Genomic DNA, 16007 nt, shown 5'->3' on the forward strand with positions numbered 1-16007 from the left:
AAACCTGACCAAAATGGTCAGACCCTTTACCTTGACGGGTAACTAAGCGAACAAAAAATAACCACTTCCTTTTTTGATTTGTTTTGGTATACTGCCGCCCGCTTTTTCGTTCTTTAACATCCGTTGGGAAACTCGTATGCATCCAATGCTAAATATCGCTATTCGCGCCGCGCGAAAAGCAGGTAACCATATTGCCAAATCTCTAGAAAACGTAGAGAAGATTCAAACTACTCAGAAAGGCAGCAACGACTTTGTGACTAACGTCGACAAAGAAGCAGAAGCGATTATCGTTTCAACCATCAAAAGCTCTTACCCTGAGCACTGCATCATTGCAGAAGAAGGCGGTCTTATCGAAGGTAAAGATAAGGAAGTGCAATGGATCATCGACCCACTGGATGGCACCACTAACTTTGTAAAAGGTTTCCCTCACTTCGCTGTTTCTATCGCGGTACGCTTTAGAGGCAAAACTGAAGTTGCTTGTGTTTACGACCCAATGACTAACGAACTGTTCACTGCCCAACGTGGTTCAGGTGCACAGCTCAACAACGCTCGTATTCGCGTTCAGCCAATCAAAGATCTGCAAGGCGCAGTGTTGGCCACCGCATTCCCATTCAAACAAAAACAGCACTCAGAATCTTTCATGAAGATCCTTTCTGCAATGTTTGTTGAATGCGCAGATTTCCGTCGCACTGGTTCAGCAGCTCTGGATCTGTGCTACCTAGCGGCAAACCGTGTTGATGGCTACTTTGAGCTTGGCCTAAAACCTTGGGATATGGCTGCAGGTGAACTGATTGCTCGTGAAGCTGGTGCCATCGTGACCGATTTTGCTGGCGGCACCGATTACATGCAATCGGGCAACATCGTGGCATCAAGCCCACGTGGTGTGAAAGCGATTCTGCAGCACATCCGTGAAAACGGTAACAGCGCAATTTTGAAATAATATCAGCTCCGTCACAGCTGATATCGCCCTGCCATTATGGCAGGGCTTTTTTTTGTTCTATCAACCGATCGCCTACTGCTTCATGATCAATCAGGTCATAGCTAACCAAGCTTGATAAAAAAACCGCTGACTTAGCAGCGGTTTTTTATTTATGGACGAGAGAGATGCCTACGGCATTTCATCCAACTCTGCGCCTTCTTTCTCTACTTGTGGAGGCAACAAGTGCTCACGGGTGATCCCGAGTTTCAGCGCCAGTGCTGATGCCACATAGATAGAAGAATAAGTACCAACGGTAATACCCAGCAACAAGGCCAGCGCAAAACCGTGGATCATCGCTCCACCTTGAGTGAAGAGGGCAATCACCACAAACAAGGTGGTACCTGAGGTGATCAAGGTACGGCTCAAGGTTTGTGTGATTGAGCTATTCATGATCTCTGCGGGGTCTTCTTTGCGCATCTTACGGAAGTTTTCACGGATCCGGTCAAACACCACGATGGTATCGTTGAGTGAGTAACCCACAACCGTCAGCAATGCCGCAACAATCGTGAGATCCACTTCAATCTGTAAGATAGAGAAGATACCTAAGGTAATGATGACGTCATGTGCCAATGCCAGCACCGCACCTGCGGCCAAACGCCATTCAAAGCGTACTGACACGTAAAGCAAGATACACAGCAAAGAAACCAGAATCGCCAGACCGCCCGCTTCAGTGAGCTCATCACCCACGTTTGGACCGACGAATTCGATACGGCGCATTTCAACGCTTACGCCAGTCTCTTCTTTGATGGCGGAAAGAATCTGATTACCTAGAGCCTCTCCTGCAACCCCTTCGCGTGGCCGCAGGCGAACCATGACATCACGCGCAGAACCAAAGTTTTGCACGGTAGCATCACCAAAGCCTTTCGCTTCAAGGGCGCTACGGATTTGCTCCAGATTGGCAGGCTGCTCAAAGCCCACTTCAATCAATGTACCGCCCGTGAAATCTAGCCCCCAGTTGAGCCATTTGGTAGACAGAGTAAAAATCGATGCGGCAATCATCACCAGCGACAATGCGAAGGCGAATTTCGACCAACGCATAAAGTCGATCATTTTGTCTGCTTTTAGGATTTGAAACATAACTTACCCCAGCCTCAGATCGACAGTTTGTTGATACGTTTGCCGCCATAAATTAGATTCACGATACAACGTGTTCCAATAATGGCAGTAAACATCGAGGTTAAAATACCGATAGACAGCGTCACTGCGAAGCCTTTAATCGCCCCTGTACCAACGGCAAACAGAATGATTGCCGTAATTAAGGTAGTGATGTTGGCATCAGCAATGGTACTGAATGCGTTAGCGTAACCTTGGTGAATCGCTTGCTGCGGATTTTTGCCTTCGCGTAGCTCTTCTCGGATACGCTCGAAAATCAGTACGTTGGCATCGACTGCCATACCGACCGTCAGCACGATACCAGCAATCCCCGGCAAGGTCATGGTTGCGCCCGGAATCATCGACATCACGCCAATGATCAGTACCAAGTTTGCCATCAGAGCGATGTTGGCAATCATACCAAACTTACGATAGTAGAGCAGTGTAAACAGCATTACTGCCACCATGCCCCAAATACAGGCCTTAATACCCATATCGATATTCTGCTGACCCATTGATGGACCAATGGTGCGCTCTTCGACGATAGAAATTGGCGCAATCAAAGCACCTGCACGCAATAGCAGAGCAAGGTTATGCGCTTCCGCCGGTGAATCAATCCCAGTAATACGGAAGTTACGTCCCAATGCCGACTGAATCGTCGCTTGGTTAATGACTTCTTCATGCTTGGTCAGAATGACTTTCCCTTCAGGAGAACGCTTACCGCTGTCTTTGTATTCGGCAAACACCGTCGCCATGAGCTTGCCAATGTTCTTTTTCGAGAACGCTGACATCTTGTTGCCGCCTTCGCTATCGAGCGAAATGTTCACCTGTGGACGACCATATTCGTCAGCACTTGAGCTAGCATCGGTAATGCTTGAACCACCCAGAATCACGCGCTTTTTCAGCACCACAGGACGACCATTACGATCGAACTTGATTTCGCTGCCAGCAGGCGCACGTCCTGCTGCCGCAGCGGCAAGGTCGGCTTTATCGTCCACTTCACGAAACTCAAGGGTTGCGGTCGCACCTAAGATTTCTTTAGCACGAGCTGTGTCTTGTACACCTGGCAGCTCCACCACAATGCGTGTCGCACCTTGACGTTGAACCAGAGGCTCAGCCACACCCAGTTCGTTCACCCGGTTACGCAAAATAGTGATGTTCTGCTCAACGGCGTAGTTGCGAATTTCCTGTAAGCGAGCTTCGGTAAACTTAGCCACGAGCACAAAACGGCCATCGGATTCTGCAGTCGTAAAGGTCATATCACGGTGTTTCGACTCCAGAAGCAGCTTAGTTTGCGCAAGCTGCTCAGCATCACGTAGGGTCACTTCAACCGCATCAGATAATGGACGGATCGCGCGGTAACGAATTTTCTCGTCACGCAAATCACTGCGGAAAGCTTCTTCTTGTTGGCTTACCAATTTTTCCATCGCGGCATCCATATCCACTTCCATCAGGAAGTGCACACCACCACGCAGATCAAGGCCGAGTTTCATTGGCGCACCACCAATTGACTCAAGCCAATTTGGCGTTGAAGGAGCGAGGTTTAACGCGACGATTTTATCCTTACCTAACGCTTCACTGATGATATCTCGGGCGCTGATTTGCGTATCCGTATCATTGAAACGAACAAGGATTGAGCCATTTTCAAGAGCAATGGATTTTTGGGAGAGTTGCGCTTTATTGAGCGCATCGGTGACAGCATCCAGCGTTGACATATCAACAGAGGCGCCGCGCGCCCCTGTTATTTGGATAGCTGGATCTTCACCGTAGATATTTGGAAGTGCATACAAGGCTGCAACGGCGATGGTTAACATCACCATCAGATACTTCCATAACGGATAACGGTTTAGCACAGCGAGGATCCTATGGCTGTTTTAAAGAGATTTCAGCGTACCTTTTGGCAGCACTGCAGTCACGAAGTCCTTCTTAATCACAACTTCGTTGTTAGTGTTCAACTCGATTGTGATGTAAGCGTTGTCTTCGGCAATCTTGGTGATACGACCCACTAGACCACCAGTGGTCAGCACTTCATCACCTTTTGCCATAGCCGCCATCAAATTTTTGTGTTCTTTGACACGTTTAGCTTGTGGACGGTAGATCATGAAATAGAAGATCACTGCGAACATCGCGAGCATGATGATCATTTCAAAACCGCCACCTTGTGGGGTACCTTCGCCTGCGGCATGTGCTACAGAAATTAAACTCATTGAGAAACGTCCTCTAAGTTATTGTTGTTTAATGTTGATTTTATTGGGATGCACAGGGGTGAATTCAAGCGGCTTACCACGCAAATCCAACCCAGTGCACGAAATCAGGCTTTGTCTTTTTGTAGTGGTGGCACTTCGCGGTTACGACGCGCGTAGAACTCAGCTACAAATTGGTCAAAACGGTCTTCATCTATCGCTTTACGAATGCTTTCCATCAAGCGTTGGTAGTAACGCAGGTTATGGATGGTATTCAAGCGTGCACCGAGGATTTCGTTACAGCGATCCAAATGATGCAGGTATGACTTCGAATAATTTTTGCAAGTGTAACAGTCGCAATGCGGATCCAGTGGTGTTGTATCGGTTTTATGTGCTGCATTACGGATCTTGATCACACCTCCCGTCACAAACAGGTGACCGTTACGTGCGTTACGCGTTGGCATCACACAGTCAAACATGTCGATACCACGACGCACACCTTCCACCAAGTCTTCCGGTTTACCGACGCCCATCAGATAACGTGGCTTGTCTTCAGGCAGTTGTGGACAGGTATGTTCCAGTACGCGATGCATATCTTCTTTCGGCTCACCTACCGCAAGACCACCCACAGCATAACCATCAAAACCGATTTCCGTCAGGCCTTTTACCGATACATCACGCAAATCTTCATACACACCACCTTGCACGATACCAAACAAGTTGTTCGGGTTTTCGAGCTTGTCGAAGTGGTCACGCGAGCGTTTTGCCCAACGCAGTGACATTTCCATCGATTTTTTCGCTTCATCGTGGGTCGCCGGGTATGGCGTACACTCGTCGAAAATCATCACGATGTCAGAACCCAAATCTTTTTGGATTTCCATCGACTTCTCGGCATCCATAAAGATTTTGTCGCCGTTTACTGGGTTGCGGAAATGCACGCCTTCTTCGGTGATCTTACGGATATCACCTAAGCTGAATACCTGAAAACCGCCAGAGTCAGTCAGGATAGGACCTTGCCAGTTCATGAAATCGTGCAAGTCACCGTGCATTTTCATCACTTCTTGGCCAGGGCGCAGCCAGAGGTGGAAAGTGTTACCGAGCAGAATTTGCGCGCCGGTTTCTTTCACTTCTTCAGGGGTCATCCCTTTTACCGTGCCGTAAGTACCCACGGGCATAAACGCAGGGGTTTGCACTGTGCCGCGTTCAAAAATCAATTGACCACGACGGGCATTACCGTTTTTCTTTTTCAGTTCAAATTTTAATTTCACGAAGCCTCCAATGTCAGAGAAACAGTCTGACCATTTTTACCCACCTAATCGCGCGAACTTACGCTATCAGCAGGTCGATAATTCAAGCCTTATTGCCAGCAACAAGGCTCTTTGCGGAGCGGTCGCGTTTCCCTGCGAAAAAGGTCTGCACCTTTTCTGGCTACTGCCAGCACTCGTTTTCGTTATCCCTTGCCACCTGAAGTGACCACTCCAAGTGATTAGGGATCATTACGCTTTAGTCGTCTGCTTACGAATAAACATCGCATCGCCGTAACTAAAGAAGCGATATTGCTCTTTGACCGCATGTTCATAAGCGGCCATGGTGTGCTCATAACCTGCAAACGCACTCACCAGCATGATCAAGGTCGATTCAGGCAAGTGGAAATTGGTGATCAAGCAATCCACCAACTGGTATTGATACCCCGGGAAGATGAAGATTTCGGTATCACCAAAAAATGGCTTTAACTCGGTGCCTTTTTGCAGCGCATCTTGCGCCGCACTTTCGAGTGAACGTACTGAGGTGGTACCCACAGCAACCACTCGACCACCACGCGCTTTGGTCGCCGCAATCGCATCCACCACTTCTTGCGGCACTTCAACGTATTCCGCATGCATATGGTGATCGTGAATATTTTCTACCCGCACAGGCTGGAAGGTTCCCGCGCCAACATGCAGTGTCACATACGCCAACTCGACGCCTTTGGCTTGGATCTGCTCAAGCAGCGCTTGGTCAAAATGCAAACCCGCGGTTGGGGCTGCTACCGCACCCGGCTTTTGGTTGTACACCGTTTGATAACGCTCTTTATCCGTCTCTTCATCAGGACGGTCGATGTAAGGTGGCAACGGCATGTGACCAATTTGATTGAGAATATCCAATACCACGGTTTCTGCAGTAAAACGGATTTCAAACAACGCATCGTGACGCGCCTGCATCACGGCATGAAACTCATCGTTCTCGCCTAAATAAAGTTCAGTACCCGGTTTGGGCGGTTTTGATGAACGAACGTGCGCTAAAATCGTGTGCTCATCGAGCATACGCTCTACCAACACTTCTAATTTGCCACCGCTGGCTTTGCGCCCAAACATACGTGCTGGGATCACTCGCGTGTTGTTAAACACCAGCAGATCTCCCGGTTCAACCAGTTCGAGGACATCTTTAAAGGTGCCATCCACCAGTTGACCACTGTTGCCGTCAAGCTGTAGCAAGCGGCTCGCGGTACGTTCTGCTTTTGGGTAGCGAGCAATCAGCTCGTCTGGGAGTTCAAAATGAAAATCTGAAACTTGCATGGCTCTTTCTTGATTAAGTGATCAGTATCGTCGCCCGATTTCGCGGCGCGCCAGTATATACCTAAGTGCGCTCAAGATACAGGAATGCTGCGTGGTGATACACCTCTCGCAAGGTAACCTTTTGTAAAGAGCCATCAGGTTCGCCAACGGATTCAACAATCCGCATATTTCGGTTTCACTTCGCAGAAGTTGCTGGCCAATCACACTATAGTTAAATAAGAAAGAGTTTATGAGAAAGCGTTAATGGGGAAAGGGGTTAGAGACCCCAGATCTGATGATTCTCTGCGCAGAAAGGAGTTGGCTATGATCAAAGTTGAAGACATGATGACGCGTCACCCGCACACCTTATTGCGGACTCACACGCTCAACGATGCGAAACATCTTATGGAGGCGCTGGATATTCGCCACGTACCGATTGTGGATGCGAATAAAAAGCTGCTGGGTATCGTCAGCCAACGCGATTTGTTGGCGGCTCAGGAATCCAGCTTACAGCGCAGTGCCCAAGGCGATTCTCTCGCCTTCGAAACTCCGCTGTTTGAGGTGATGCACACCGATGTTACGAGCGTCGCGCCGCAAGCGGGGCTCAAAGAAAGCGCAATTTACATGCAAAAACACAAAATTGGCTGTTTGCCTGTCGTCGCCAAAGACGTGTTAGTTGGGATCATTACCGACAGTGATTTCGTGACAATTGCGATCAATCTGCTTGAGCTTCAGGAAGAGAGTGAACCCGATGAATTGGATGAGGAGCAATAAGCCAAGCCATCACCCGATTCATTCTCGGCTCGGCTAAGCGATTTGCAGCGGCATGTAGGAATGGGATAGCCATACTCAAACAGAGTAAACGCTCACCCTAAAAAAGGCGGCCATTCGGCCGCCAAGGTTCGCACAGAATGGTGGATTATCGATTAGTGAAATTGATCTTCTTCGGTTGAGCCCTTCAGAGCTGTCACTGAACTGCTACCGCCTTGAATGGTGTTGGTCATCTTATCGAAGTAACCCGTCCCCACTTCTTGTTGGTGCGCCACGAAGGTATAACCTTTGGATGCTGCTTCAAATTCGCGACGCTGTACCATTTCGACATAGTGACGCATACCTTCGCCTTGCGCGTAAGCGTGCGCTAACTCAAACATGTTGAACCACATGTTGTGAATGCCCGCTAACGTGATGAACTGGTACTTGTAACCCATATCCGATAGCGCTTGCTGGAAATGGGCGATGGTTTTCGCATCGAGATTCTTTTCCCAGTTGAACGAAGGTGAGCAGTTGTAAGCCAACAGTTGATCTGGGTATTGTGCATGAATCGCTTCTGCGAATTTACGCGCTTCTTCCAGATCCGGCTTCGCGGTTTCACACCACACCAAATCTGCGTAAGGTGCGTAAGCCAAGCCGCGAGAAATCGCTTGGTCAATGCCCGCGCGTACACGGTAGAAACCTTCGGAAGTACGCTCACCGGTCACGAAATCGGCATCGTACGGATCGCTGTCTGAAGTGAGCAAATCGGCGGCGTTAGCATCGGTGCGAGCAATCACTAACGTAGTCGTGCCTGCAACATCTGCAGCCAAACGTGCTGCAATCAGTTTTTGCACCGCTTCTTGAGTCGGGACTAACACTTTGCCGCCCATGTGGCCACATTTTTTCACCGAAGCCAATTGGTCTTCAAAGTGAACGCCAGCGGCGCCCGCTTCAATCATGGATTTCATCAACTCATAAGCGTTGAGTACGCCACCAAAACCGGCTTCGGCATCCGCCACAATCGGTAGGAAATAATCAATTCCGCCTTCATCTTGTGGTGATTTGCCGTTTGACCACTGAATCTGGTCAGCGCGACGAAACGCATTATTGATGCGGCGTACCACTGAAGGTACTGAATCGACTGGATAGAGAGATTGGTCTGGGTACATGGTGCCTGCGGTGTTGTTATCTGCCGCAACTTGCCAGCCAGAGAGATAAATCGCTTCAATGCCCGCCTTGGCTTGTTGCACCGCTTGGCCGCCAGTGAGTGCGCCCAAACAGTTCACATACCCTTTTTTCGCGGAACCATTCACCAGTTCCCACAGTTTGTCTGCACCACGTTGGGCGATGGTATTGGCTGGTACAACCGAGCCGCGCAAACTCACCACTTCTTCAGCGGTGTAAGTGCGTTTCACATTTTTCCAGCGTGGGTTGGTTGCCCAATCTTTTTCTAGTGCTTCAATTTGTTGGCGACGAGTCAGTGTCATAATCTATCCCTCTTGTATATTGGTTGCCTGTTGGCAGCTCGATTCCTTGTTCGATCAGTACTGCGCTCGCTGATCGTAAAGTGGTTTCACGTTACTGGTGTTTTTTCACCTTACTGGTGTTATAGAGGTCTACGGCAAGTAGTCGTAGCCCGGTATGGTTAAGAAATTCGGTAGCTCTTGGCTGGTCGTTAAGCGCTCCATCAATTCGGCCGCTTCAGTAAAACGCCCTTGTGCAAAACGGGACTCACCCACTTCACTTTTCACCACCTCAATCTCTTGTTTGAGGTAGTCGCGAAACAGTTCGTTAGTGACCACTTGCCCGTTATCTAACGTTTTACCGTGTTGGATCCATTGCCAAATCGAAGCGCGTGAAATCTCCGCTGTCGCCGCATCTTCCATCAAGCCGTAGATCGGCACACAACCGTTACCAGAAATCCATGCTTCGATGTATTGCAACGCAACGCGAATGTTGTGGCGCATGCCATGCTCAGAGCGTGACCCATCGCAAGGTGCCAATAGCTCGGCCGCGGTTATCGGAGCATCGGCCATCCGGCTCACATTGAGTTGGTTTTTGCGCTCACCAAGCACTTCGTTAAACACCGCCATCGCGGTATCCGCTAAACCGGGGTGAGCAACCCAAGTGCCATCGTGGCCATTGGTCGCTTCAAGCATTTTGTCGCCGCGAATTTTTTGTAGCACTTGCTCATTGACCGCAGGATCTTTGGCTGGAATAAACGCCGCCATCCCGCCCATCGCAAACGCGCCGCGTTTATGGCAGGTGTAAATCAACAAACGGGAATATGCATTGAGGAAAGGCTTCTCCATGGTCACCACTTGGCGATCCGGCAATACGCGGTCGGGATGCTTTTTCAAGGTTTTGATGTAGCTGAAAATATAATCCCAGCGTCCACAGTTCAGACCGACAATGTGCTCTTTGAGTGAGAAGAGGATCTCATCCATCTGAAATACCGCAGGCAGAGTTTCAATCAACACCGTTGCTTTGATGGTGCCTGTGTCTAAGCCAAAATAATCTTCCGTGAAATGGAACACGTCACTCCACCACTGCGCCTCTTGATAAGCTTGCAGCTTAGGTAGGTAGAAATAAGGGCCACTGCCTTTTTTCAATAGTGCGCGATGGTTGTTGTAAAAATAGAGCGCAAAATCGAACAGTGAACCGGGAATCGCCAAGCCGTTGTAGGTGACATGTTTTTCTTTGAGATGCAGACCGCGCACGCGGCAGATAAGCACCGCTGGGTTGGCATTGAGCTCATAACGCTTGCCATTGTCTGGATTGGTATAGCTTATGCTCCCCAGAATCGCATCACGCAGGTTGATCTGCCCATCCAGCACCTTATCCCACGCGGGCGACATCGAATCTTCAAAGTCAGCCATAAAGACTTTCACATTCGCGTTCAGTGCATTAATTACCATTTTGCGATCGGTTGGCCCCGTGATCTCTACGCGGCGATCTTGCAGATCGTCTGGAATGCCGAGAATCTTCCAGCTTCCTTCACGGATATCTTTGGTTTCGGGAAGAAAATCAGGTAGCTGGCCTTGGTCGATAAGCGTTTGTTTTTGTTCACGCAAGGTCAGTAATTCATCAACTCGCGGTGCAAAGCGCTCACAGAGTTGCTGTAAAAAAGTTTGGGCTTCGACAGGGAAAATCGCTTGATGTTCGGGTGAAAGGGTACCCACCACAGCAAGCTTGCTTTGGGTGATTTGGGTTTCCGTGGTGTGTTGGGTTAATTCAGCAGTATTGATTGACATAAATTCCTTCCTTGAAACACTCACCAAGAACATTTGTAACTTTAAAACTACAAATTTTCATTATTCAGTTGGCTTATCCGTTGTGATTTAAAGTCACTTAAATTGCGCACTTTTGCAAGACTCCGAGCACTAGACATAAGTCTTAACAACGCCAATAAACCTTAACCTACAAAGCACCAACAAGAAAGGGTAAAAGTTAACCCCAGGTTAAATTCGAAGTTTTATTCGGTTGCCACCTCCATACAAATCACACACCAAAATCCGTAAGTTATTACGTAATTTAATTACACTAAACTTGACATTAAAAATAGCACTTAAACAAGTGTTTAAATTTATCCTTACGGTATAAAAGGTCGGAATGACTGGCTTAGAGCGGAACCCATCGTCTGTAATTAAAACAGCGTTATGGTCAGCATATGTAAAATTCACATTGTGAATATTTGCAATTTTATGAAAGCCCCACCAATTTTGACTTGTGAAATTTCACAATTAAAAAATCACTAACCGCATAAAATGCTAAAAAGCGCATCGTTGACAATGCGCTTTCACTAGTCCATAGCGGAATTATCACTACGACCAATCGCTATAACAGCTCAGCCACTATCTCAGCTAACTGGCGAAAAGTGTGAATTCGGGAAGAACTTGGACGCCACACTAGGCCGATTTCTCGGTAAGCTTTTTGTCCAGGAGGGTCGATCACCACCAGATTTTGGTTATCTAGCAAACCGTGGTCGATGGCCATTTGCGGAATAAAAGTGGTACCTAAGCCATTGGCCACCATTTGCACTAAGGTATGCAAACTGGTCGCGGTAAATGGATTAATCTTCTCTTTATCGGTGAGCTTACAAGCCGATACGGCATGTTCAGTTAAACAGTGCTCGTTTTCGAGTAGGAACACCGACTCGTCGGGCAGATCGGCGTAACGAATCGGCACCCGGATCTGATTGACTTGGTTACGGCTAATCACCATACGAAACGGATCTTGCCCCACCACATAACTCTCCATGTTGCCAATATCGACGGGCAAGGCGAGGATCAACACATCCAACTCACCACTGCGCAAGGCGGAGAGCAGATTTGCCGTAGTATCTTCGCGCAGCAATAAGTGTAATTTGGGATAACGCTGGTTAATCTCTTGGACTAAATCACACAACAAAAAGGGCGCAATGGTTGGAATGCAACCCAAACGCAATTGCCCTTCCATAGTGCCACCTTGGCAAAGTTTGCCAAGTTCCACTAAATCTTGTCCCTTGGCGAGCAATTCTCGTCCCTGCTCAACCACCAACTCTCCGACTCGAGTAAATACCAGAGGACTTTTCTTATCTTGCTTTTCATACAAGGAGCAGCCGATCAACTCTTCAAGGTTTTGAATGCCTTTACTTAAGGTCGATTGACTGACAAAGCAGCGCTCAGCCGCCTCACTAAAATGGCGGGTTTCATAAAGTGTCACCAAATAAGATAACTGCTTGAGGCTTGGCCATTTATTCATACAACTTCCATCCTCTCATCAAAAAATGCGTCTAAAACATCATGCCTCCTAGGCGTGACTGACCTTACCAAGGTTTATCGCTTTTTTCGATTAACTTAATCTAATTAATTCATTTTTTACTTTGTCTATTTTGTACTATACTTTCCCCCGTTATTCACGGACTGAATTATGAACTCAACGCACATAGTTCAGTACTTACAAAATTGCTTAGGAGCAAAAAAATGGTACTAGTTGGTCGCAAAGCCCCTGATTTTACTGCAGCTGCTGTTCTTGGTAACGGTGAAATCGTTGATAACTTCAACTTCGCAGAATTTACAAAAGGTAAGAAAGCGGTTGTTTTCTTCTACCCACTAGACTTCACTTTCGTTTGCCCATCTGAACTGATTGCCTTCGACAACCGTTACGAAGACTTCCTTGCTAAAGGTGTAGAAGTGATCGGTGTTTCTATCGACTCTCAGTTCTCTCACAACGCATGGCGTAACACTGCTGTTGAAAACGGCGGTATCGGTCAAGTGAAATACCCACTGGTTGCAGACGTTAAACACGAAATCTGTAAAGCTTACGATGTAGAGCACCCAGAAGCTGGCGTGGCTTTCCGTGGTTCATTCCTGATCGACGAAGAAGGCATGGTTCGTCACCAAGTAGTGAACGATCTGCCACTGGGTCGTAACATCGACGAAATGCTACGTATGGTTGACGCACTGAACTTCCACCAAACTCACGGTGAAGTGTGCCCAGCACAATGGGAAGCAGGCAAAGCAGGTATGGAAGCATCTCCAAAAGGCGTTGCAGCATTCCTGTCTCAATACTCAGCTGACCTAAAATAAGACTCTTAACCCCGCGCTCAACACGGGTGGTTGGAAATAATAAAGCGAAAACGCTACGCCAATCAGTTAAGAAGTAAAGTCATCAAAAGCCCAAAGCACTGCTTTGGGCTTTTTCTATTCTTCATTTCACCGAATCTGTCACACACTTAAACGAGATGACTTGCTATGTAGTGGCCGCTAAGCAGCAGCAGGAATGGGATATCCCTCCTGCAGCTTCAAGTAGGAAGGGGATAAATAGGTAATCTGGGTCTTAAACTTTACCCCTATTCTTGTGCATTCTGCGCGATGTCTGCTGCTATGATACTGCCATTTCCTTTATCCAACCGGAGTTAACCTGATGAAATATCAAGTTGAAGTCTGTATCGACAATATTGAATCCCTGCATAACGCCATCGCGGGAGGCGCAACCCGTATTGAGCTTTGTTCATCCCTTGCGCTAGGTGGATTAACCCCTAGCGCCGGGTTGATGTACAGCGCAGGTAGAGTGTCACCGATTCCGGTTTACGCCATGATAAGACCAAGAGAAGGGGATTTTTTCTATCATGATGATGAACTCAGCATCATGGCGCAGGATATTCGCATGGCGCATCAAGCAAACTTACAAGGTGTGGTACTAGGGTTACTCAATGCCGATGGTACGATTGATGTGAAACGCAGCAAACCTTTAGTCGAACTTGCCCACTCCCTCGGGTTAGGCGTGACGTTTCACCGCGCATTTGACCACTGTGTAAACCCTGAACACGCGTTAGAAGAGATCATTGCGCTCGGTTGTGAACGCATTTTGACCTCAGGCTTGGCGCGCAACGCTTATCTGGGTATTGAACGTTTAGCGCAACTGGTCAAACAGAGTGCTGGGCGCATTTCAATCATGGCAGGCGCAGGAGTCAATGCGCAGAATGTGGCTGAAATTGCGTTAGCCACCGGGGTCAGTGAGCTGCATTTATCCGCAAAAACCACGCGTCCGAGCGAGATGCAGTTTATTCGCTCGGAGAGCAAAATGGGCGCGGCGGACTGTGATGATTTTATTATCCCTGTTACCAGCCGCGATGCGTTACAGCAAACCGTACACGCTCTGGCGGCACTCAATTCTGTCCTACATTAATGATGTATACCCAAACGACTTGGCGTTGCAGGTAGGCGGCCAAATTTACTGTACCACTACAAAGTGCGTTCCCACCCATAAGCATAGATAAACACTGTGATTGGGGTGAACGAACGTAGCCAACACCGCTGCAGCTTCAACTAGGAAGGGGAAAATACGATCATCCGCCACGGAACTTCGCCGCTCTCACTGCTATGCTTAACCTAGCAAAGGAGAGAATGCGATGGCGAAATTGGATAAGAAAGTCTACGAACGTGAATTAGAGCTGCTGCAAATTGAGCTAGTCAAACTGCAAGAGTGGGTAAAACAAGAAAAGCTCAAACTAGTGGTCATTTTTGAAGGACGCGATGCCGCGGGAAAAGGTGGGGTGATCAAAACCATCACCGAGAAACTCAATCCGCGGGTCTGCCGCATAGCCGCACTGCCAGCGCCAACTGAAAAAGAGAAAACTCAGTGGTATTTTCAGCGCTACGTCGCCCATCTTCCGGCCGCTGGTGAAATAGTCTTGTTTGACCGCAGTTGGTACAACCGTGCCGGAGTCGAAAAGGTGATGGGCTTTTGCAGCGATGAAGAGTATCAAGAATTTCTGCGCTCTTGCCCTGAATTTGAACGCATGCTGCAACGTTCTGGGATCATCTTACTCAAATACTGGTTTTCAGTATCAGATGAAGAGCAAGAGCGACGCTTTATCGAGCGGATCAATACACCACTCAAACGCTGGAAATTCAGCCCAATGGATCTCGAGTCTCGTCAGCGTTGGGCCGCCTATTCGCGAGCTAAAGATGAGATGTTTGCTTACACCGATACCAAGCACTGTCCTTGGTGGGTAGTGCCTTCAGATGATAAAAAGCGCGCTCGCCTCAACTGCATCAGCCACCTACTCAGTAGTGTTGAGTATCAAGAGATTGAGCATGCACCGATCACTCTACCGGAAATCAATAAACAGGGTTACGTACGGCCACCGATTGAAGATCAATCCTTTGTCCCGCAACGTTACTAAGAACCTATATACTCAACGAACTTGCCGCTCTAAGCGGCAAGTTGACGCATAGTGCCGCGTTTACAAACTCGGCTTTTTTAGCACATCGTCGATCCCTTGATCGCCAAGATGGCGCACATCCTTACCTTTAACAAAGTAGATGATGTATTCGCAGATGTTTTGACAGCGATCGCCAACTCGCTCAATCGCACGCGCCGACCAGATAACTTGCAGAATATGTGGAATGTTTTTCGGATCTTCCATCATGTAGGTCATCAGCTGCCGCACTACAGCCTCATACTCTTTATCTAGTCGGTCATCTTGCTTGTAGATATCTGCAGCCGCTTCCACATCCATCCGTGCAAAGGCATCGAGCACTTGATGTAGCATACCGATGGCTTGACGGCACAAAGGCTCAAGCGAGACCTGAAACTGCTGCTGCTTAGCTGGAGGACGCTCAATCGCGATATAAGCCATCTTAGTCGCAGAATCCCCAATCCGTTCCAGATCGGTAATGGTTTTGATGATCGCCATAATTAGGCGCAAGTCTTTAGCGGTTGGTTGGCGCTTGGCGATAATCCGAGTACAGGCTTCATCAATCGAGACTTCCATCGCATTGACTTTGTGATCGTCGGCAATCACACGGCGCGCCAGTTTTTCATCATCTTCATGCAAAGCTTGCATGGCTAAGGTCAGTTGCTGCTCAACTAAGCCGCCCATGGTCAATACTTGATTACGAATTGATTCTAGCTCAACGTTAAATTGACCAGAAATATGTCTGCCTAACAACATGATAAATCCTTATTCCAAAAGGA

The 16007-nt window shown here is 48.1% G+C and carries 14 protein-coding genes; 5 read left to right on the top strand and 9 right to left on the bottom strand.

Annotated elements, in window-relative coordinates; genetic code table 11:
• The first annotated feature begins 136 nt into the window (after positions 1 to 136).
• Entirely contained in the window at positions 137 to 940 is an 804-nt protein-coding gene (gene suhB / locus R4537_RS15425; protein WP_000553439.1) for an inositol-1-monophosphatase, read from the top strand.
• Positions 941 to 1108: 168 nt separating this feature from the next.
• On the opposite strand, the gene secF is transcribed toward suhB, so the two are convergent.
• From secF to queA, 5 genes are all read right to left on the bottom strand, one after another.
• Positions 1109 to 2056 carry a protein translocase subunit SecF gene (gene secF / locus R4537_RS15430; RefSeq protein WP_001924768.1) on the bottom strand — a complete coding sequence of 316 codons (948 nt, stop codon included), beginning with the start codon at positions 2054 to 2056 and terminating at the stop codon, positions 1109 to 1111.
• Between the two features lie 14 nt (positions 2057 to 2070).
• A complete protein-coding gene (gene secD / locus R4537_RS15435) occupies positions 2071 to 3924 on the bottom strand; it encodes a protein translocase subunit SecD (RefSeq protein ID WP_080483636.1) in 1854 nt (617 codons plus the stop codon).
• A 21-nt stretch (positions 3925 to 3945) separates the two neighbouring features.
• Positions 3946 to 4278 (bottom strand): preprotein translocase subunit YajC, encoded by a 333-nt coding sequence (gene yajC / locus R4537_RS15440; protein WP_071179600.1) that lies wholly within the window; start codon positions 4276 to 4278, stop codon positions 3946 to 3948.
• Between the two features lie 104 nt (positions 4279 to 4382).
• Positions 4383 to 5522, bottom strand: coding sequence for a tRNA guanosine(34) transglycosylase Tgt (gene tgt, locus R4537_RS15445; RefSeq protein WP_000768200.1), 1140 nt, complete (start codon positions 5520 to 5522; stop codon positions 4383 to 4385).
• A gap of 228 nt (positions 5523 to 5750) precedes the next feature.
• A complete protein-coding gene (gene queA / locus R4537_RS15450; RefSeq protein ID WP_001198120.1) occupies positions 5751 to 6809 on the bottom strand; it encodes a tRNA preQ1(34) S-adenosylmethionine ribosyltransferase-isomerase QueA in 1059 nt (352 codons plus the stop codon).
• Between the two features lie 303 nt (positions 6810 to 7112).
• Here queA and R4537_RS15455 point away from each other — a divergent pair, with 303 nt between their 5' ends.
• On the top strand, positions 7113 to 7562 hold the full coding sequence (locus tag R4537_RS15455; protein WP_000598452.1) for a CBS domain-containing protein: 450 nt from the start codon (positions 7113 to 7115) through the stop codon (positions 7560 to 7562).
• Between the two features lie 152 nt (positions 7563 to 7714).
• Here R4537_RS15455 and aceA read toward each other — a convergent pair whose 3' ends face one another.
• The 3 genes from aceA to R4537_RS15470 form a co-directional block, all read right to left on the bottom strand.
• The gene (gene aceA, locus R4537_RS15460) at positions 7715 to 9028 is read right to left on the bottom strand and encodes an isocitrate lyase (protein WP_071179599.1); all 1314 of its coding nucleotides are present in this window, start codon (positions 9026 to 9028) and stop codon (positions 7715 to 7717) included.
• Between the two features lie 129 nt (positions 9029 to 9157).
• Positions 9158 to 10795: a malate synthase A gene (gene aceB / locus R4537_RS15465; protein ID WP_000026573.1), complete on the bottom strand. Its 1638-nt coding sequence runs from the start codon at positions 10793 to 10795 to the stop codon at positions 9158 to 9160.
• Positions 10796 to 11378: 583 nt separating this feature from the next.
• Positions 11379 to 12284, bottom strand: a complete 906-nt coding sequence (locus R4537_RS15470) for a hydrogen peroxide-inducible genes activator (RefSeq protein WP_071179598.1) — start codon at positions 12282 to 12284, stop codon at positions 11379 to 11381.
• A 221-nt stretch (positions 12285 to 12505) separates the two neighbouring features.
• Between R4537_RS15470 and R4537_RS15475 the strand changes: the two genes are divergently transcribed.
• The 3 genes from R4537_RS15475 to ppk2 all read left to right on the top strand — a co-directional run bounded on the left by R4537_RS15475 (position 12506) and on the right by ppk2 (position 15213).
• The gene (locus tag R4537_RS15475; protein WP_000244647.1) at positions 12506 to 13111 is read left to right on the top strand and encodes a peroxiredoxin C; all 606 of its coding nucleotides are present in this window, start codon (positions 12506 to 12508) and stop codon (positions 13109 to 13111) included.
• A gap of 337 nt (positions 13112 to 13448) precedes the next feature.
• A complete protein-coding gene (locus tag R4537_RS15480; RefSeq protein WP_071179597.1) occupies positions 13449 to 14213 on the top strand; it encodes a copper homeostasis protein CutC in 765 nt (254 codons plus the stop codon).
• Between the two features lie 223 nt (positions 14214 to 14436).
• A complete protein-coding gene (gene ppk2, locus R4537_RS15485) occupies positions 14437 to 15213 on the top strand; it encodes a polyphosphate kinase 2 (RefSeq protein WP_001086039.1) in 777 nt (258 codons plus the stop codon).
• 60 nt (positions 15214 to 15273) lie between these two features.
• Here the strand turns inward: ppk2 and phoU are convergent, their stop codons facing one another.
• Positions 15274 to 15984: a phosphate signaling complex protein PhoU gene (gene phoU / locus R4537_RS15490; protein ID WP_000924201.1), complete on the bottom strand. Its 711-nt coding sequence runs from the start codon at positions 15982 to 15984 to the stop codon at positions 15274 to 15276.
• Between the last annotated feature and the right edge of the window lie 23 nt (positions 15985 to 16007).

The organism is Vibrio paracholerae, from assembly GCF_037672085.1.
Lineage (GTDB): Bacteria > Pseudomonadota > Gammaproteobacteria > Enterobacterales > Vibrionaceae > Vibrio > Vibrio cholerae.

Coding starts and splice junctions, on each gene's coding strand:
- aceA (WP_071179599.1), bottom strand. CDS start 9,028: ATGACACTGACTCGTCGCCAACAAATTGAAGCACTAGAAAAAGATTGG.
- R4537_RS15455 (WP_000598452.1), top strand. CDS start 7,113: ATGATCAAAGTTGAAGACATGATGACGCGTCACCCGCACACCTTATTG.
- suhB (WP_000553439.1), top strand. CDS start 137: ATGCATCCAATGCTAAATATCGCTATTCGCGCCGCGCGAAAAGCAGGT.
- yajC (WP_071179600.1), bottom strand. CDS start 4,278: ATGAGTTTAATTTCTGTAGCACATGCCGCAGGCGAAGGTACCCCACAA.
- R4537_RS15475 (WP_000244647.1), top strand. CDS start 12,506: ATGGTACTAGTTGGTCGCAAAGCCCCTGATTTTACTGCAGCTGCTGTT.
- R4537_RS15480 (WP_071179597.1), top strand. CDS start 13,449: ATGAAATATCAAGTTGAAGTCTGTATCGACAATATTGAATCCCTGCAT.
- phoU (WP_000924201.1), bottom strand. CDS start 15,984: ATGTTGTTAGGCAGACATATTTCTGGTCAATTTAACGTTGAGCTAGAA.
- queA (WP_001198120.1), bottom strand. CDS start 6,809: ATGCAAGTTTCAGATTTTCATTTTGAACTCCCAGACGAGCTGATTGCT.
- aceB (WP_000026573.1), bottom strand. CDS start 10,795: ATGTCAATCAATACTGCTGAATTAACCCAACACACCACGGAAACCCAA.
- ppk2 (WP_001086039.1), top strand. CDS start 14,437: ATGGCGAAATTGGATAAGAAAGTCTACGAACGTGAATTAGAGCTGCTG.
- R4537_RS15470 (WP_071179598.1), bottom strand. CDS start 12,284: ATGAATAAATGGCCAAGCCTCAAGCAGTTATCTTATTTGGTGACACTT.
- secF (WP_001924768.1), bottom strand. CDS start 2,056: ATGTTTCAAATCCTAAAAGCAGACAAAATGATCGACTTTATGCGTTGG.